The sequence below is a fragment of the Paenibacillus sp. TSA_86.1 genome (genome assembly GCF_052691815.1).
On record NZ_JBQZGE010000021.1, the window covers coordinates 34800 to 53760 of the forward strand.

The 18961-nt window shown below is 44.0% G+C and carries 20 protein-coding genes and 1 tRNA gene; 2 read left to right on the forward strand and 19 right to left on the reverse strand.

What is annotated here, in order from left to right:
- Positions 1–76: 76 nt before the first annotated feature.
- The 11 genes from ACUTVW_RS25020 to rpsF all read right to left on the reverse strand — a co-directional run bounded on the left by ACUTVW_RS25020 (position 77) and on the right by rpsF (position 12169).
- A complete protein-coding gene (locus tag ACUTVW_RS25020; RefSeq protein WP_445648268.1) occupies positions 77–2503 on the reverse strand; it encodes a S9 family peptidase in 2427 nt (808 codons plus the stop codon).
- Between the two features lie 111 nt (positions 2504–2614).
- Positions 2615–3511 (reverse strand): D-alanyl-D-alanine carboxypeptidase family protein, encoded by an 897-nt coding sequence (locus ACUTVW_RS25025; RefSeq protein WP_445648269.1) that lies wholly within the window; start codon positions 3509–3511, stop codon positions 2615–2617.
- A gap of 214 nt (positions 3512–3725) precedes the next feature.
- Positions 3726–5552 carry an oligopeptide ABC transporter substrate-binding protein gene (locus ACUTVW_RS25030; RefSeq protein WP_445648270.1) on the reverse strand — a complete coding sequence of 609 codons (1827 nt, stop codon included), beginning with the start codon at positions 5550–5552 and terminating at the stop codon, positions 3726–3728.
- A gap of 19 nt (positions 5553–5571) precedes the next feature.
- Positions 5572–6477, reverse strand: a complete 906-nt coding sequence (locus tag ACUTVW_RS25035) for an ABC transporter permease (protein ID WP_434748663.1) — start codon at positions 6475–6477, stop codon at positions 5572–5574.
- A 28-nt stretch (positions 6478–6505) separates the two neighbouring features.
- Positions 6506–7468 (reverse strand): oligopeptide ABC transporter permease, encoded by a 963-nt coding sequence (gene opp4B / locus ACUTVW_RS25040; RefSeq protein ID WP_434748662.1) that lies wholly within the window; start codon positions 7466–7468, stop codon positions 6506–6508.
- Positions 7469–7475: 7 nt separating this feature from the next.
- Positions 7476–8408 (reverse strand): ABC transporter ATP-binding protein, encoded by a 933-nt coding sequence (locus ACUTVW_RS25045; RefSeq protein WP_445648271.1) that lies wholly within the window; start codon positions 8406–8408, stop codon positions 7476–7478.
- 4 nt (positions 8409–8412) lie between these two features.
- The gene (locus tag ACUTVW_RS25050) at positions 8413–9411 is read right to left on the reverse strand and encodes an ABC transporter ATP-binding protein (RefSeq protein WP_445648272.1); all 999 of its coding nucleotides are present in this window, start codon (positions 9409–9411) and stop codon (positions 8413–8415) included.
- Between the two features lie 739 nt (positions 9412–10150).
- The gene (locus ACUTVW_RS25055; protein ID WP_445648273.1) at positions 10151–10744 is read right to left on the reverse strand and encodes a M15 family metallopeptidase; all 594 of its coding nucleotides are present in this window, start codon (positions 10742–10744) and stop codon (positions 10151–10153) included.
- 264 nt (positions 10745–11008) lie between these two features.
- A complete protein-coding gene (gene rpsR / locus ACUTVW_RS25060) occupies positions 11009–11278 on the reverse strand; it encodes a 30S ribosomal protein S18 (RefSeq protein ID WP_090923587.1) in 270 nt (89 codons plus the stop codon).
- 57 nt (positions 11279–11335) lie between these two features.
- The gene (gene ssb, locus ACUTVW_RS25065; protein ID WP_293200436.1) at positions 11336–11824 is read right to left on the reverse strand and encodes a single-stranded DNA-binding protein; all 489 of its coding nucleotides are present in this window, start codon (positions 11822–11824) and stop codon (positions 11336–11338) included.
- A gap of 51 nt (positions 11825–11875) precedes the next feature.
- Positions 11876–12169: a 30S ribosomal protein S6 gene (rpsF, locus tag ACUTVW_RS25070; protein WP_434748659.1), complete on the reverse strand. Its 294-nt coding sequence runs from the start codon at positions 12167–12169 to the stop codon at positions 11876–11878.
- A 215-nt stretch (positions 12170–12384) separates the two neighbouring features.
- On the opposite strand from rpsF, the gene ACUTVW_RS25075 reads away from it, so the two are divergent.
- Entirely contained in the window at positions 12385–12579 is a 195-nt protein-coding gene (locus tag ACUTVW_RS25075) for a YjzC family protein (RefSeq protein WP_342553557.1), read from the forward strand.
- Positions 12580–13016: 437 nt separating this feature from the next.
- On the opposite strand, the gene ACUTVW_RS25080 is transcribed toward ACUTVW_RS25075, so the two are convergent.
- The 4 genes from ACUTVW_RS25080 to ACUTVW_RS25095 form a co-directional block, all read right to left on the reverse strand.
- Positions 13017–13107 (reverse strand) — tRNA-Ser (locus tag ACUTVW_RS25080).
- Positions 13108–13265: 158 nt separating this feature from the next.
- A complete protein-coding gene (locus ACUTVW_RS25085) occupies positions 13266–13475 on the reverse strand; it encodes a DUF951 domain-containing protein (protein ID WP_445648274.1) in 210 nt (69 codons plus the stop codon).
- Positions 13465–14409, reverse strand: a complete 945-nt coding sequence (locus ACUTVW_RS25090; protein WP_445648275.1) for a mechanosensitive ion channel family protein — start codon at positions 14407–14409, stop codon at positions 13465–13467. The genes ACUTVW_RS25085 and ACUTVW_RS25090 overlap by 11 nt, the downstream gene beginning before the upstream one ends.
- A 14-nt stretch (positions 14410–14423) precedes the next feature.
- Positions 14424–14675, reverse strand: coding sequence for a DUF3343 domain-containing protein (locus ACUTVW_RS25095; protein WP_434753147.1), 252 nt, complete (start codon positions 14673–14675; stop codon positions 14424–14426).
- Positions 14676–14804: 129 nt separating this feature from the next.
- On the opposite strand from ACUTVW_RS25095, the gene yyaC reads away from it, so the two are divergent.
- A complete protein-coding gene (gene yyaC, locus ACUTVW_RS25100; RefSeq protein ID WP_445648276.1) occupies positions 14805–15410 on the forward strand; it encodes a spore protease YyaC in 606 nt (201 codons plus the stop codon).
- Here yyaC and ACUTVW_RS25105 read toward each other — a convergent pair.
- The 4 genes from ACUTVW_RS25105 to ACUTVW_RS25120 form a co-directional block, all read right to left on the reverse strand.
- On the reverse strand, positions 15385–15885 hold the full coding sequence (locus ACUTVW_RS25105) for a DUF4446 family protein (RefSeq protein WP_445648277.1): 501 nt from the start codon (positions 15883–15885) through the stop codon (positions 15385–15387). The genes yyaC and ACUTVW_RS25105 overlap by 26 nt on opposite strands.
- Positions 15886–16027: 142 nt before the next feature.
- Positions 16028–17179: an aminotransferase class V-fold PLP-dependent enzyme gene (locus tag ACUTVW_RS25110; RefSeq protein ID WP_445648278.1), complete on the reverse strand. Its 1152-nt coding sequence runs from the start codon at positions 17177–17179 to the stop codon at positions 16028–16030.
- 146 nt (positions 17180–17325) lie between these two features.
- Positions 17326–18174 carry a ParB/RepB/Spo0J family partition protein gene (locus ACUTVW_RS25115; protein WP_445648279.1) on the reverse strand — a complete coding sequence of 283 codons (849 nt, stop codon included), beginning with the start codon at positions 18172–18174 and terminating at the stop codon, positions 17326–17328.
- The gene (locus ACUTVW_RS25120; protein WP_434748652.1) at positions 18167–18928 is read right to left on the reverse strand and encodes a ParA family protein; all 762 of its coding nucleotides are present in this window, start codon (positions 18926–18928) and stop codon (positions 18167–18169) included. The genes ACUTVW_RS25115 and ACUTVW_RS25120 overlap by 8 nt, the downstream gene beginning before the upstream one ends.
- Between the last annotated feature and the right edge of the window lie 33 nt (positions 18929–18961).

Consider the following 18961-nt stretch of genomic DNA (forward strand, 5'->3'; position numbering starts at 1 on the left):
CTCTGTCTGCTGATCCGAGAAAAAAAGAGGTTGTCCTCTAATCCTTATGGGAATCAGAGAACAACCTCGGCTCTTGTTACTGCATCAAATGACGATTCAGGAATTTCTCCATGGCGCGGTAGAGATCCAGTCGGTTCTCCACATTGGCGAAGCCATGACCTTCATTCATTTTCAACATATAAGGTACATCTACTCCACGTTTGCGCAGCGCTTCGACAATCTGATCCGATTCTGCCTGTTTGACACGCGGATCATTGGCGCCCTGAACAACCAATAGCGGTGCTTTCATCTGATCGACATGGAAGAGCGGTGAGATCGCGGTTAGCAGCTCTTTATCCTTCACAGGATCACCTACACGCTCATAGAACAGGTTACGACCCGATTCCCAATAAGGCGGCAGCGAGTCAAGCAGTGTGAAGATGTTAGATGGGCCAACATAGCTGATCCCGGCAGCGTATATGTCAGGGGTGAATGCCAGGCCAGCCAGAGCTGCATAACCTCCGTACGACCCCCCATAGATGGCTACCCGTTTCGGATCAACCGTACCTTCTTTCACCAGCCAGTTTACACCATCCGTGAGATCATCCTGCATCGCTTTACCCCACTGTTTGTTGCCTGCCTCCAGAAACTTCTTACCATAACCTGTTGATCCGCGGAAGTTCACCTGGAGGACTGCATATCCACGGCTTGCCAGAAATTGAACATCCGGAATATATCCCCATGAATCCCGGGCCCAAGGTCCACCATGGGGAAGAACAACCAGTGGAAGTTCAGACGCTTTAGCGCCCTGTGGTAGCGTCAGATATCCATGTATGTCCAGACCATCACGGGACTTGAATGTAATTGGTTTCATCTCTGCCATTTTGGTCTCATCAATCCAAGGAGCCGTATCGGCCAGTTTATCGAGCTTGCCTGTTTTCGAATCATAGAAATAATACGTGCCCATCGCTTTGTCACTGTAAGATATGAAGAGTACCTGCCCATCATCACTTGTATTTATGATGCTAACCTCTTTGCCAGGCACTTTGGCTTTGATATCCTGCATTAATGACTTGAACTTGTTGTCAAAATATTCATAATTCACCTTGTCTGTCTCATAGACTGCTGCAAGAATCTTTCCTTTTTCTTTGGAAGGAATCACATTGCTGACATCCACATCTTTGTTTTCGAAAAGCGTTTTGATTACCTTCTTGGTTGCTGGGCTATACTCTACAATACTCATTTTGTCTTGCTCCAGATTGGACACGGCATACAAGTTTTTGTTGTCGCTTGTGAACATGACAGGAACAAAAGTATCTCCCAGCTTCGTTGTGAGCAGCGGTTGGAACGGCTGATTCTCCGCCTCACGGTACATCAAGGAAGAGACATTGCCATCACTGGAAATGGCCACACGAATTTTTCCCTCATGGTCTGTCATCCAACCTGTAATATTACCCGGATTCTCGGCAGCAATTATAGCTTCGCCTGTTTTGATATTGATACGGTATACGTCAAAAATCCTCGGATCACGTTTATTCATGCTCACCAAAATCTCATCTGGAATATTCTCCAAGGCATCAACAAGCATAGCTCTTGTGTTCGGATAAGGCGTCAGATCTTTGCTGTTTTTGCCATCGATATCTGTAACATACAGGTGATAATTCTCATCTCCGGCCGCATCCTTGAAATATAGCAGCTTGTCATTGGTTGCCCATGCAAACCCCGCAATACTTCGATCCGTTTCACTGGTAATACGTACAGGCTTATCTTGACCATTTGCCGTAACCACGATGTTCATCCGATCGTTCCACGGCTCCATGTAAGCCAGATGTTTGCCATCCGGGGACATTTGGAAACCTGCCTGAGCAGGCTGTTTGAAGAAGTCCTCAAGCGGCGTGATCCCAGCTTTCTTCACATCAAGTCCCAGCGCAAGATACAGGGCACTCGCAAACTCGCCATGCGTTACGGCTTGTTTCGCATGAAATGCGCTACCTTCGATAATGAAATGTTGTTTAACGCGAACAGCATCATTCGCATGTACTGCCGGGATTTGGTCAGCATCATTGTAAACCACCTGGATACCGTTATCCTTCAATTCGAATGCTCGTGTGAACAAAGAGGCCATCTGAGCACGTGTGAGTGGTGCATCCGGGGCATAACCTTTGGCTTTACCTTGAATGAGTCCACCTTGCTTCAACGCATAGATGGCTGGCGCAGCTGCATCATCCGGCGAAACGTCTGCAAAACCTGTGAGGATTTCCGGAGCATCCAGTTCGAGCACACGCTGCAAAATAATTGCCGCCTCTGCACGCGTAATAGGTGTTGCTTCTTCTTGCATTCCATCCATAGTACCGTCTATGTATCCCAGTTGCCGCAGGGTCTGTGTTGCCTTGGAAACGATCGATTCCGAGACAGCCGATGTTGGTTTGACTGCTTCGGCCGCCTGCACGGCAGGCTGAATCAAAGCGATAGACATCGCCATGGACAACGTGAGTGCATATACTTTTTTACTGATCGAGTTCAAATGTTTTCCCCCTTAAAAGTGAATTGCAGAGTAGTATGGAACTACCTATATCCCACTTTACTACGTTTATCCAGTTATTAACAGTGGCAACCTTCCTTGACAATAATATACTTAGTTTACTTTAGTGCTGGAGAATCCGTAATTCAGCAGCTTGCGTGTTTCAATGAATCGGCCTTCCCGGGTATCCGAGCCAAACACTACCGAAATTAACCGCTTTCCATCACGTTCAGCTGTTCCAACGAAATGATATCCACTATCCTCATCATATCCAGTCTTTAACCCGTCATTGCCCTGATATGCATAAGTTCCGCCGATTGCAGATAACATCCAGTTTGTATTGCTCATATAGATGCCTTTCTGATGCAAAGAAACTTGCATTTGATTGGAGACTTTAAGGATCTCCGGGTGATGATTAAGCAAATATCGAGCAAGCTTGCAAGCATCCATTGCCGTCATTAACGTCTGTCCCTGGATATCCTGCGGACGGTGTGAACCAAGCATACTCTCACTTAGACCTGTAGAATTAGTAAAGTAAGTGTCCCCTGACAAACCAATCTCAGCAGCCTTCTGATTCATCCGTTGTACAAATTGATGCTCTGAACCGCTGATGTGCTCCGCCAAAGCAATTGCAGCATCATTAGCAGAGTAAACTGCCACGACTTGGAATAGCTCCTGAACTGTGAATCGATCCCCCTGTTTCAGTGCAAGTTGATTCCCGCCAACAGAGCTGGCATAGCGGCTTACATTAACCGGATCATCCCAACGAATATCACCTTTCGTCGCGGCTTCCATCACAAGCAGTTCAGTCATCAATTTGCTGACACCTGCAGGAGCAATTTCCTCAGAGCCGTTATAATCCATCAGTACCTGTTCTGAGTTCATATCCATCAATACGGCCGATTCCGCTTTGATCCCTGGTTTGCCAACCAGCATGTCCGGTTTTACTCCTACGTATATAATTATTAGTAAAGCGAACAGCATTCCTGCCCGTTTCCACCATATTTTCATCGAATCATCACCTCTTACTTATATAGACGTAACAAAGAGGCATTTTGTCTGCACTTTTTTTGAAAAAAATTAAATTTTTTTTATTTTTTGGTTACAAAAAAACATGGATTCCTTCACCCCCTTGCCAGAGTGATCGAAATCCATGTTTATTTCATCATTTAAAGTAACCTTTTTCTGAATGGAAGGCACTTTAACATAAGTCAGATGAAGAAAGCTATTGAGCAACAACCGGTTTGTCTGCATTTACAGCCAAATCGCTCAAGTATACACCTGTTCCATCACCAATCGCATAGTTCATTACACGTTTGTTAACCGGTGATACTACAGCACGATACAATGTTGGGAACACTGGAACTTCATCCACCATGTATTTTTGCCATTCATTGTAGATCTCTTTACGTTTCTCTACGTCAAATGCTTCAGCAGAGATTCCACGTGCCAGCAATTTATCATTCTCTTCACTGGAGAAACGAGGGAAGTTGTAAAGTGCATCACGTCCATACAAACCGGATGGGTCAACATCGATACCAACACCCCAAGCTGCTTGATACACATCGACTTTAGGATCATCTTTACCTGTGTTACCTACACGGTCATAGAAGTTGTTAAACTCGATCATTTCCAAGTTTACTTTCAGACCGATTGCTGCCCAAGATTGAACATAATAACGTGCCAGAGGTTCAGCTGTGTCGCCACCTGTCATGGAAATAAAATTGATTTCAAGAGGTGAACCGTCTGGCTTCGTACGGAATTCTCCATCCATTTTGTAGCCAGCTTCGTCAAGCAATTTCTTTGCAGCTTCCGGATCGTATTTTACGCCTGGATTACTAGAATCATGGAATTCAGGGTGAGAAGGCGGAATCAACGTTGTTGCATTCCAGCGAAGACCATTGTAGAAACGTTTACCTACTTGGTCATTATCTACAGCCATCCACATTGCTTTACGCAGGTTTTTATCACCCATTTTTGCGTCAGGATTGGATTTAACTTTATTATTTTCAGCATCCCATGTTCCCAGTTTGAAACCGATGTACGTATACGCACGGTCGATTGCACCCAGGAATTCTACGTTAGAGAGGTTCGCGTTATCTTTATACTGATCTGTTGGGAAGGCATCTACCAGATCTACCCCGCCAGATTTCAGCTCTTGAACAACCGTTGTTGGGTTGATTACTTTCAGCGTCACTTTGTCCAGTTTTGGAGCTCCACGCCAGTAGTCATCGTTCTTAACAAAAGTTACAGACTCACCTGGAGTAATCGTTTCTACTTTAAATGGACCAAAACCAATTGGCTTCTCACGTACTTCTTTGGAAGAAGACATTTTCGCTATATCCATACCGCCAAAGATATGCTTAGCCAGTGGATAAGTCCACACGCCACCAGTTAGCAAGGAAGGCGTTGCTTCTTTATACGTGATGCTGATTTTCTTGTCGCTCAGCACTTTAATACCAGAGATTGTTTTTGCTTTTCCAGCATGGTATTCATCCATACCTACAATACTTGTGAAGTTGGAATCATAACGTGGGCCATCATAGCCTTTGCCACCAATGACTTCATAAGCAAACTGCAAGTCTTCAGCCGTTACCGGCTTACCATCATGCCAGTTTACATTGTCACGAATCGTGAGCGTAAATGTTTTGCCATCTTCAGATGTTTCGTATGTCGCAGGACCATCATTGGTGTAGACATAGTCTTTATCCCAAGTCAGCAAACCTTCGTCAAACCACTGTAGAACTTGTGCATCCGGGTTACCGGAGTAGAAGTTAAAGTTTAATGTTCCTTCGAACGCAGTATCGGATACAAGACCAAATGTAAGGGATCCACCCTCAATGGCTGTACCTTCATTCTTTTTGACATTGCTGAAGTCTTCAATGGAGTAAACACCCTCTTCTTTCGCAGGTTTTTCCCCCGTTTCTCCTTCTTCTGTTTTTGCTCCTGGTGCAGGAGTTGCTGTCTCTTTCTCGGAGCATGCCGCAAGTGCCAATACAAAGACCAGCATCATCGTGAAAAATAGTCCTCGTGAAAATAATCCCTTTTTCATGAACCTTTCCTCCCTTTTTTTAACCTCTTCTTTGTCTTGCATCCGTCGCACGCTTCAAGGCCTGTCCGACATTATTTATACTCAACATCAATACCAGAATCAGTAGTGATGCAGGTAGCCATATCCACCATCTGTATTCCAAGGTTTGCGGATTACGTGCATAACTTACGAGTGTTCCAAGACTCGGTGTGCTTTCCGGGAAACCAAATCCCAGGAAAGACAGCCCGGATTCAAGGCCAATATTAGCTGCCAGATTCAATGTCATCGTAACGATGATAATTGAACTCAGGTTGGGAAGAAGCTGAGATACAATAATTTTAAAGTGAGAAGATCCCAAAGTTTTGGATGCTTTGATATACTCTAGTTCGCCCTCCTGTAGTGCCTTGGATCGAATCAGTCTGGCAATCCCCATCCATAGGAAGGCGGTCATTATTAGTGAGAATGAAACGATATTATATTTCGGCACAGCTGTTACAAATGCAATAACCATCATCAGGAAAGGCAGGATCATGAAAAAGTCCACCACACGCATGAACATATTATCAATCATGCCGCCGAAGTAACCTGAGAGTACACCAACCAGAATACCAATGAATCCCGTCATTACGGTAACCAGGATACCAATGGTTAACGAATTTCTTGTCCCAATGACAAGTTGACCAAATACATCACGGCCGCCATAGTCTGTCCCCAGCCAGTATTGAGCGGATGGTGGCTCATACAGCGCAAATAAATCAACTTTAACAATGTCGTCCTGATTCAGGATCATAGAGGTTCCATATACAAGAAGGATGACAAGCCCCAGAAATATGAGTGAAACGAGGGCTACTTTGTCCCTGGCCAGCTCTCGCCATAAGATTTTTAAGCTGGAAGGGCTTTTATCAACTTTCTGTGAAGTTACAACAACATCATTGGCCTTGCTCATCTGTTTTCACCCCGAAATCTTCAAGTTCTTACTTAATGCGAATACGCGGATCGACCAATCCCAGAATAATATCAGACAGTAGTGAGCCTAGAATCGTAGCAATCCCGTATAATAACACGAGTGCTGTGACTACACTGAAATCCCGTAATGAGATGGAATTCAGGAATAACTGTCCCATACCCGGGTAGCTGAATATACTTTCAATAAAGATGGTTCCGCCGATCAGCCCCGTAATCTCATACCCGAAAAATGCAGCAATCGGCAACAGGGAGTTTCGCAAAATATGTCTGTTGTAGATTCGGGATTCCGAAGCACCTTTGGCTCTCGCCGTGAGTACAAATTCTTTGTGCTTGATATCGATAATCTCACTGCGTAAATATTGTACCGTGGATACGGTGGAGATTAATGCCATCGATAATGCTGGCAAGAGCAAATGATGAATCTTGCTTATGACATAATCGAATGTTCCAGGTGTAAGCCCCGGCGCTACACTTCCTCCGGTCGGGAACCAGCCAAAGCGGAAACCAAAAATCCAGACCATGACCAGTGCAAAGATGAACAGCGGTGCTGCAAAACCTAAGTACGTATATCCTGTAATCAAACGGTCAGACCAGGTGTCGTTATACCGACCACTGATAATACCGAGTGGGATAGCAATAAGATAGGTAAGTATAAGTGTTGCCAAAGCAAGCCAGAACGTATTAGCAATTCGTTGACCAATGAGGTCTGTTACTGGCATTTTGAATCGGAAGGATTGTCCGAAGTCACCCATAACAGCGTGTCTGATCCAATCCCAATACTGTATATACCATGGATTATTAAGCCCTAGCCGTTCACGTTGTTCTTCCAGCGCTTTGGGATCCACACTCGGATCGAGCAAGCCTGTTAATGCATCACCTGGCATGGCTTTGGCCATCAGGAAGACCAGAATGCTGAGTAGAATGATTTGAGGAATCATTATAAATATTCGTCGTACAATAGTTTTCCACATATGGCTTTCAACCTTTCTGAGGTAAAGCTACCCGGTGAGTATCGGAAATGGATTGGAGCGAATAGGCAAGCCCTTCCTCATCGAAGAAATTGCGATATGAGTTTTCATACTCGGATTTGATCTGCTGTCGGAAAGCTATCATTTCCTCACGTTTGGTTGGGTCCATATCCGGAATCGCTGCAATAAGACGTTTGGTATAGATATGTTGGGGATTTTCAAAAATATCATCTGTCGTCCCCTGTTCCACATATCGCCCTTTATACATAATTCCGATCTGGTCGCACATATGGCGAATGATTCCCAGATCGTGGCTAATAAACAAATAAGTCAGATTCAGTTCCTTCTGGATCTCCTGCATGAAATTGAGCACCTGAGCTTGTACGGATACATCGAGTGCAGATACAGGTTCGTCAGCAATAATCAGTTTTGGCTTGAGTGCAATTGCTCGAGCAATTCCAATCCGTTGACGCTGCCCCCCTGAGAATTCATGCGGATACTTGTAGATAGACTCAGGACTTAACCCTACCTTCTCTAACAAGCTACTGACCTGCCTCTTCTCCTCCGTTGCCGTCAGCCGTTCATAGTTTCGCAGAGGCTCAGCAATGATGTCCATCACACGCTTCTTCGGATTAAGTGAGGAGTACGGATCTTGGAAAATCATCTGTACATCCCGCTGAAGCTGACGATCTTTGCGTCGTTCTTTCGTTAAATCTTTGCCATTAAATAAAATTTTGCCGGCCGTTACATGATTCAGACCAATCACAGCTCTACCTGTCGTTGTCTTGCCCGAACCAGATTCTCCAACCAGCCCGTAAGTCTGGCCTTCTTCAATAGAAAAGCTGACGTCATCAACCGCTTTGACACTGCTAATCTCCCGTTTCAGTAATCCTCCGCGAATCGGAAAGTGTATCTTGAGTCCTTCTACTTCAAGTAATGCCATTATGTTATTCCTCCTCCGCTTGATCAGGGAAATGAAAGTGCTGATAACAGGTACACCTTACGAAGTGTCCTGGTGCAATTTCATGCATCTGCGGCTTATCTTCATGAGCTGAGTCACTGATCCATGGAATACGAGCCTTGAATCGGCACCCCTGCCTTGGAAGATTTTTAAGAGAAGGCACAATGCCTTGAATGACATGTAATTTAGATTTTTCTTCACTGAGAGTGGGAATGGAATTCAGCAATGAACGTGTATACGGATGCTTTGCATTACTCATCAACGTGACGATGTCTGCAATTTCAACAATTTCACCGGCATACATGACAGCTACGCGATCAGCCATCTCAGCCACTACACCTAGGTCGTGTGTGATCAAGATAATGCCCGCATTAATCTCCTTCTTCAGATCACGAATCAGTTCAAGGATCTGTAGCTGGATCGTAACGTCGAGTGCTGTCGTTGGTTCATCGGCAATCAATAGTTCTGGTTTGTTAGCAATCGCGATCGCGATGACAATTCTCTGTCTCATGCCACCAGATAACTCGTGGGGATACTGCTTATATATTTGTTCGGGACGTGGAATCCCTACCTGGTTCAATAAGTGAATAACCTTGTCTCTTTTTTCTTTAGAAGACAGCTTAGATTGATGAAGTGTAAGAATCTCTTCAATCTGCTCACCTATGATCATTAGAGGATTGAGTGCGGATAATGGGTCCTGAAAGATCATGGCCATTTCTTTTCCGCGTAGTTTGTTCAACTTGTTAGGGGAGATGTTGGCGATATCTTGCCCTTTATAGAGAATCTGGCCTTCGATTTTGGCTTTGTTATGCAATCCCATTAGAGAAAATGCAAACGCACTTTTACCGGAACCCGATTCACCTACAATTGCTAATACTTCATTCTTCTTAACCTTAAGATTAACGTGATCAACTGCTGCATAATAGTTATCTTCAATTCTGAATGATGTCGTTAACTCTCTGACTTCCAATAGCTCTTTATCCAAATCAATCACCCTAACCCCGTAATTTCCGCAGACTGTATTCGTAAGTAGAAGAATGCATCCACTGTATATTTCCATGTTCTTCAATAAATTGAACAAAAGTGTATACAAAATACCTTATCGTTAACAGAATCAAGATTATAGTCTTTAATTTAAACCATTGGTCAATTAATGTTGACAATTCCTAGCGGAATTATAAATACAAATAATTACTGTAATCATACGTGTAATTTTAGTTAACGTCAATCATTATTTTGAGATTATTGGAATAAATGTTTCCTATACTACAGTTTTGGATAGTATCTTTGCAAAAAGGCGGATATACCGAGGTTTTTGGTTGAAATGTTAGCCTGCTTAGGTCAACTTTACAAGGATATGAGGTGTGTACACTGGAATATTTTATGTTCATATATAACATATCTATGACACTAGGTGTGGTTTCTATTATGACCCGCGTAAAATCAGCTTCATTTATGTGAATATCATGTCATATTTAGGGGGAATTTGTCGTTTGAGAGTTTTAAATTAATGCAGTCATATAAACCTTAGTTATATACAGTTATTCAAGATTTGTAAGGTCAACGTAAAAATCTAGTTATTATAGTATAGTTTTATTTATTTGTTGCTGTAAAGAGTTAATTGTCACTTTTGAACATTTATTTTACAAAAGAAAGAAAAAAGTCCTACAACAAGCAGGACTTTTCTAATAATTATTCATATATACGTATATATACTATTTGATTTATGGTGCTGCCGGCGGTCTTTTACCACGCTTTAACTCACGAATACTTAGATCAAAATCCATCTGCAAATGAGGATAGTCTGGAAAGTTAGCCCAGTCTCCACCCCAGGTGAATCCCAGCTCTTTCGCTAAGTCAACAACCTCCATCCAGTCCGCCTTACCATTGCCATTATCATCTCGCTCCATATCCCACACAATCTCTCCGCCCGGGGTCCTCAATGCGAAATCAATGGCAAGCCCATAGTTATGATAAGATTCTCCACCACGTGCATTCGTAACAATAGCACCAGAGGACGACCGACCTTGAGCAAATAGAGCATCCTGTTCTTCCACACTCCGGTATCCATGTGTAATTACAACTTGTATACCACGCCTGGCAGCCATGCGGACTAATACGCCTTCACTTTCAGCAACAACCGGGTGCAAACCTGTAATGGGTAAAGGCTCAGGAATTGTCTCATCTTGCAACAACTCTCCCATATCACCTCTTTGTTGCAACCATACATATACAATAGATAGGATAATCGTTGCGACGATCCAGTTTCTTAGGCTTTTCTTCCTTCGCTGTTTTTCTTTTTGTCGTGATGAATTCATATATTCTCCCAAATTTAATTCTATTGATGAACTTCACTTCATGGATATATGAATGGGTTCATGTCATCTATGGCAAGCTATATTCTATTATAAATCATCTCGACCTCGAAAGCTTCTTCTGCAAAAATTACATGATTATACGTTTTCATTTTCTTCAACTTTCATAAGGTCTTCTTCTCATCAGTAATAATAACTATAGATCTGAGAATACAAAAAAGCAGCCGGCTATAAGCCGACTGCTCTTGTATGCAAACTGAGTAGAAACTACTCAGTTGTGTATGGCAGCAATGCGATTTGACGGGAGCGTTTGATTGCAATCGTCAGCATGCGTTGATATTTAGCGCTAGTACCTGTTACACGGCGTGGCAAAATTTTTCCACGTTCGCTGATAAATTTACGAAGCAAGTCCGTATCTTTATAATCGATGTGAGTAATTTTGTTCGCTGTGAAGAAGCACACTTTACGACGTTTATTGCGACCACCACGACGTGCCGGTCTTTTATCGTCTCCGCCTTCTCTTTGCTTGAAGCCCATGCTTTTCAGTCCTTTCCTATCATGTAACCCATATCTCCTAAGGAGTATCGGCCCACGTTAAAATGGCAAATCATCATCCGATATATCAATCGGTTTTCCGTCATCGGAAAAAGGATCCTGATTGTTGCTACGCGCAGCATTATTATTATTGCTTGCACGTCCGCCGCCGCCTCCATAAGAAGGCTCCTCACGCATAGGTTGTCCCCCGCCGCCACCGCCTTCGCGGTTAGCTGACTCCAAGAAACGAACATTATCGGCAATGACTTCGGTCACGTATACACGCTTTCCTTCGTTATTCTCGTAGTTCCGTACTTGAATGCGTCCTTCGACTGCAGCCAGACGACCTTTACGCAAATAGTTTGCACAGGTCTCAGCAAGCTGTCTCCAGGTTACGACCGGAATAAAATCTGCTTCCCGCTCTCCTCCTTGACTTGTAAACGGTCTGTCTACGGCCAAAGTAAATTGTGTCACGGCTACTCCTGCTGGAGTGTAACGCAACTCAGGATCCCGGGTTAACCGGCCGATCAGAATGACACGGTTCAACAATGTAATCCCCTCCTTCTGAGCGTATTGGTGCGATAATCACGAGTTATCGTCTTAGGCAGACTTAACGTCGTTGGTAATGAGATAACGAATTACTTCGTCAGAAATCTTCATGAGACGCTCAAGCTCAGTAACTACTGCTGGTTCAGCAGTGAAGTGTACCAGAACATAAACACCATCACGGAATTTCTTGATCTCATACGCAAGACGGCGTTTACCCATAACGTCGTGAGCTGTAATCTCACCACCGCCGTTGGAGATGATGCCTTGGAATTTATCGACTGTAGCTTGAACAACTTCTTGCTCAACGTCAGGACGAATAATGTACATCACTTCATATTTGCGCATAATTTTCACCTCCTTATGGACTCTGGCCCTCAATCCAGGTTGAGAGCAAGGAACGAGCACAAACTCGAACTATATTAATATAACAAATACGCAGGCGGAATGCAAGCAAACGTTCCCTGTACATATTGGTACATAATCTCTAACATGAATAGCCCCCTGCTGGAACAGACTATAGAAGTAACAATGATCTCATTCTGTTAAGGAGGTTGCTTATTATGGGTGAAAGAACCGAGTTCGAGCCGGGAGACAAAGCACCAAACGATGGAGAGTACACGGAAGTCGGAGAGAAAAGCTTTCACACGGAGATTAATGATCCAAAGCGAGTAACCTTGAAAAAAGGCGAAGCCTTTCCGGAAACCAGTAATCAGAATCGTAAGTGGAAAAAGCTAACCAAAGCTCGGGTCCATTAACAATGTCTTTTTCTATAACCATGTATATAAAACGTCAATTAGCTCATAATACAATTAGGCGGTGCACGAGAGAGGTGTGGTTCCGTTGGACAACGAAGCCGATTTTTCGCTGTTGGAGTTGCATCACGTAATATAAGAAGCAATTGGGCGTGTTGAAGGCCCTTCGTCTAAAAAGCACACGTATTGCTGCAAGCAGTACAACCAGCGTTTCTGCCGTTACGACCGACTGTGATCTAACTAAACATGCATCGCCGGATAAAGAGCCCTTCGGGGCTCTTTATTTCTGTGTTTATTGGGCAACCTCATTTTATGACATATCATATGAGTCAATTAAACATAAAAAAAGACTCTCCAACTGGTGGAAAGTCCTTTCAGTATTCTTTATGGAAAACTCCATTCCATGGAGATATGTACATTTTACACTTAAAAAACTGAAGTGGCGGAAAGGGTGGGATTCGAACCCACGCACGCTGTGACACGCCTAGCTGATTTCGAGTCAGCCCCCTTGGGCCTCTTGGGTACCTTTCCGCAGCAAAAATGATTATACCACGCCTAAAGAAGGAAAGCAATACCTCTCCCCTTCTGCATGTAAACGCTATTTTCACCAGTAGCTCTAACCAGGTATTTTATATTTAATATCGCAGATATAGGATAGGTATAGCATGATCACCTTTTACAAACTACCCTCAGGATTCCGTATTTTCTTCCGTCGATCGCAGCACTTTTTTCATATTTTTCTCGAACTTGGCTCTAGGAATCAGTACGCTATGTTTGCAACCAACACATTTGATCCGGATATCCATCCCCATGCGAATGATTTCCATCTCATTGCTGCCGCAGGGGTGCTGCTTTTTCATCTGTACGATATCTCCAAGCTGGAAACTTTTACGCTCCACCTGCACCATCTCCCTCATTATTATCCAGCGCAGCCGCATGCTCCAATGCAACCTGCTTACTTCTCTCATGATACTCCAGGATTTTCTTCACATCTCCCTGAATCTGACGTTCCACAGAAGTTCGGGAGTTCGGCAAACATTCTGCTACAACACGTATGACATAATCCGAAGTTGACATAGACTGTATACCCAGCACATCTGGCACCTTCACAATATTCAGGTCACGTTCCTCAATACCTGCAAGTGATTGTTTAACCAGATGCACGGACTCATCCAGCGTTAGATCGGCTTTCATCGGAATATCCACCACAGCAAGTGAATTGGACATGGAATAATTCGTTACACTGGCAATCGTACCGTTCGGGATGATATGTACTTCTCCCTGCCAGCTTACCAGTTTGGTTGTTCGTAGACCAATGACCTCAACCGTCCCTTTATATGACCCAGTTTGGATAACATCCCCTACGGCAAACTGATCTTCTAATATAATAAAAAATCCCGTGATAACATCCTTTACCAATCCCTGTGCGCCAAAACCAATTGCAAGCCCCAGAACACCAGCACTGGCCAGCAGTGGTCCAACCTGAATATTGATCTCCGATAACAGTAACAGAATCATAATGAAATTACAGGTTATCGACGTCGCATTTTTCAACAGCTCACCAATCGTTACGAATCTTCGCGGGTTCACACGAATTTTACCTTCCTGCTTCCGTGCCATCGAACGATCAATAACCCGGGACACCACTTTAATGACAATACGGGTGATAATAAAAATAATGAGGATGCGAATTGAACTGAACATGATGTTAAGCCACATATCCGTATCCGAAATTTTAGCCCACACTTTATCCGTCCAACGAATGGCTTCATCCACAGTTGATGCATAAATGCCGACATTATTACCAGCTTGGGCAAAATAAAATGACATCATGTCTGATCACTCCTCTACATCGGTATGTTATCATAGCTGTCTTCGGTTTTGAAATAGAGGCCGCGAATCTCGACAAACTCATCTCGAATTATTTTCTGCACTCGCTGCAGATCCTCTTTCGGAAACTGAATGCACAGTGCGCAGCCGGCTGTAATCTCCTTCGGAGTCGGAAACAAGTCAATCTCAATCTCGGCAAACTCCAGCAGCATCTCCGCACGCAGTGCCTGCTGAGTTGAATCAAAAGCAATCAGCATCCAATTATCCATCCATTCGTCCATGTCCTGCTCCTTTCCCCCTTCTCCGGCTCTCTGGCAAAAAGCCTGTCCTTACGAAGTATAAAATACTCTACCTTTCCATATACTGATACTACTATTCCAAGGGAAAGGATAGATCCTATGAATCCTACTTCGCGTTCCTTTTCGTCGCAAGATATGACCAGTCTGAAAGTTCCTCATACCGATGCAGGTGTACACTCCGCTATTGTGCATCGTTTAATGTTCCATCTCTACAAAGCTCACTCCCTGCAAAATGTAGTGATTGTTTGCATTGGTACAGACCGCTCAACCGGTGACTGTCTCGGACCGCTGGTAGGTACGTCACTCGCCAAATGGGACAGCCCTCTGTTTCATCTGTATGGCACGTTAGATGAACCCGTCCATGCTGTAAATCTACAAGATACACTTCATAACATTTACAGTACTCATCATAACCCATATGTGATAGGTATTGATGCCTGCCTCGGTCAATCCTCCAGTGTCGGTTGCATTCAGGTAGTGAATGGCCCTCTCAAACCAGGTGCGGGGGTAAATAAAGAATTACCGCCGGTCGGCGATATCCATCTGACAGGTATCGTTAACGTCGGCGGTTTTATGGAATACTTTGTACTTCAGAACACACGGCTGAGTCTGGTCATGCGTATGTCTGAAATTATAGCAAGCAGTCTATATTCAGCCATTCGGGAATGGCATACCCGATCTACTCTGCTTGCTGTGCCAGAGTAATAGCTTCCTTTTCCTCTGGGGAAAGTGTATACGTTGACTCTCCCCCTTTCAGAGGTTTCGCATATACATAAGAACCGTCACGATTGAATAATCCGGTAAGAATCATACCATCCTGACTATCATTAATCATGGCTATGGAGAAGCTTAGGTCGCTGCCACGCTCTCCGTATGCATTATATCTTTTCACGCCGACCTTCCCCTGGATACGAGCCAGTTTCTGCAATGCTTCTTGCAACTGATTTGTTTGCAGCTTGTGTTCATCCTCGATGCTATCCATCTGAATTTTCAGATTGATCAACAGTGACTCCAGATCCTCTACACCACTGCCAGCCATCATGGCTTCATATTTACGTTTAACCTTCCGTAACTTTGCCCCTTGAGCAATACTCACGATCAGTAAAATCACCGTAAGTAAAGTCACTCCGCCAATAATCCATAACAGCTGTTCCAGAATCAGCTCATTTAATTCAGCCATGTAAGTGCAACTACCCCTCTATGTTTTTGATTAGATTCATGTCTGTCCGCAGTCCTTAGCTTTTATTATAAATCAACCCGTTATTCAAGGGATTAATCATATATTTCCATTTTGGAATACAAGATGTAGATTTCTTCCGTTACTACTCCGTTGTCAACTCTGTAACGGCCCGAATGAGTTCATCCACCTCTTCTTGGGTAGAGTTATATCCTACACTTGCTCTAACAGCCCCAGTGGTTGCTGTACCGGCTGCCTCATGTGCAAGTGGAGTACAGTGAAAGCCTGAACGAACAGCAATATCATAATTCCGATCCAACTGAAATGCCAATTGAGCTGAATCATATCCCTCAACAATAAAGGATACTAATCCTGTACGCGGTTGTCCAATACCTGGGCCCAGTAATCGAATACCTTTAACGGAGGACAGTCCCTCCATCATATGCTGTGTCAGTTCCCATTCATGCTGGTAGATTAAAGCAGGGGTCATCGTGAGTACATGTTTCACTCCCGCCCCCAATCCAGCGATCCCAACTGTATTAGGGGTGCCTGCTTCATATCGGTCTGGACGCACTTTAGGCTGCTCTAGCGCTTCGGATTGGCTACCAGTACCTCCATGAAGCAGAGGTTGTACATCAAGCTCAGGAGCAATATACAGACCGCCTGTTCCTTGTGGCCCTAGCAGACCCTTATGGCCTGGAAAAGCCAGCATATCAATCCCCATTTGCCCTACATCAACCGGTATCACCCCAGCGCTTTGAGCAGCATCTACCAATAATAGAGCCTGATAGGTGTGACATAGTTGTGAGATTTCTTCAATTGGCAAGATGCTGCCCAGCAGGTTAGAGCTGTGTGTGCACACAACCAGACGCGTATTTTTCCGAAACATTTGTTTCATCTTTTTCAAGTCCATATTCCCGGAGGCAGTAACAGGTACATAATCAACCTCTATTTTGCCTAGTCTGCGAAGGAATTCCAATGGCCGCCGAACTGAGTTATGCTCCGCCATGGTGGCTATAACATGATCACCGTCTCGGAGGACTCCTTGAATTGCAAGGTTGAGGGCTTCCGTTGTATTCGAGCCAAATGCAATATCATTGGAATTTTTAATGCCGAACAGAGTCGCTACCTCTCTCCTCGTTGCAAATAATACTCTGCTGGCTTGCACAGCCATACGATGACTCCCGCGGCCTGGGTTAGCTCCGGCATATTCAAGGGCATTCATCATGGCCTCACCCACAGTAGGTGGTTTTGGCCAAGATGTCGCTGCATGATCTAGGTAGATTATTTTCTCCATCCTCTTCCCACCACCTCTGCTCATAAGGAATAATTACAGGATTGGCATGTAAACAAAGAATGACATATCGTTTCTCCAGGACACAGAGTCGATATGTCATGACATGAGTAGCTCTGCATGTTGTTAATGATCAATCAAACGAATTGCTATTGCAACAGTTCCAATAACCGTTCGAGATCCTGCTTACTGTAGTAATTGAGCTCTATTTTACCTTTATCTTTCTGACTATGTTTGATTTTCACTGTCGTTTTAAACCGTTCCCGCAGTGACTCCTCCAACGTATCGATAAAGGGATCTTTCTTTTTAAGCTTGGTTTTGGCCTTCGCCTCACCTGTTTTAGATCGATCCAACTGCTGAACCGCTTCTTCCAGTTCACGTACACTCCATTGCTGTTCGATGGATTGTTTAGCGAGTTGCTTGACCAGACCTTCATCTTTAACGCCCACGATCGCTCGCGCATGTCCCATCGACAATGTTCCACGTGAAACATGATCCTTTACTTCCTCTGGCAGAGCCAGTAATCGCAGAAAGTTAGCAATATGAGAGCGTGATTTCCCTACCTTCACAGATAACTCTTCCTGAGTCAGTGAGAATTGATCCATTAACCCCTGATAGGCAACTGCAACTTCCATTGCATTCAGGTTCTCCCGCTGCAAGTTCTCAATCAGGGCAATCTCCATTACCTGCTGATCATTGAATGTACGAACTACTGCCGGAACAGTAGCGTTACCGCAATACTGCGATGCTCTGAATCTGCGCTCACCTGCAATAATTTCATAACCCCGAAGTACAGGGCGAACGATAATCGGTTGAATAACACCATGCTGCCGAATAGATTCCGCAAGTTCATGTATGGTTTCCTCATCAAATGCTTTACGAGGCTGATAAGGGTTAGCACGCAGTTGGCTAATCGGGATTTCTACGACTTTATCGTCGTCATTAATTGAAAGCGAAGGAATGAGGGCATCTAGTCCTTTCCCAAGCCGCTTACTCATAAGAAATCACTTCCTTTGCGAGCTCTAAATACACTTCCGCTCCACGTGAACGGGGATCATACGTAATAATGGATTGCCCGTGAGAAGGTGCCTCACTAAGCCGAACATTACGCGGAATAATGGTCTGATACACTTTTTGTTGAAAATACTTCTTTACTTCTTCTATAACCTGAATGCCAAGATTCGTACGAGCATCAAACATCGTCAACAATACACCTTCAATCTGAAGAGAAGTATTCAGATGTTTCTGCACCAGTCGAACGGTATTCAACAACTGGCTTAATCCTTCCAGGGCATAATATTCACACTGAATCGGAATAATTACGGAATCGGAGGCAGTTAGTGAGTTAATAGTCAACATTCCGAGCGACGGTGGACAATCAATCAGAATATAATCATAATTGTTTTTCACGAGCGCCAATGCCTTTTTCAGACGCACTTCTCGCGATATGGTGGATACCAATTCGATCTCGGCTCCGGCAAGTTGAATCGTTGCAGGTATGATATGAAGTCCCTCAATCTGTGTCTCCGCAATTGCTTCCTGGGGAGGTACATCATTAATAAGAACATCATATATACAATTCGCCACATCTGCTTTATTAATACCGACTCCGCTCGTTGTATTCCCTTGGGGGTCAATATCGACAAGCAGTACCCTTTTGCCGAGTGAAGCAAGTCCTGCACCCAAGTTAACCGATGTCGTTGTTTTCCCCACACCGCCCTTTTGATTTGCTACGGCCATAATCTTAGACAATACCTTCACCTCAAATAAAATAGGAGTCTTTTC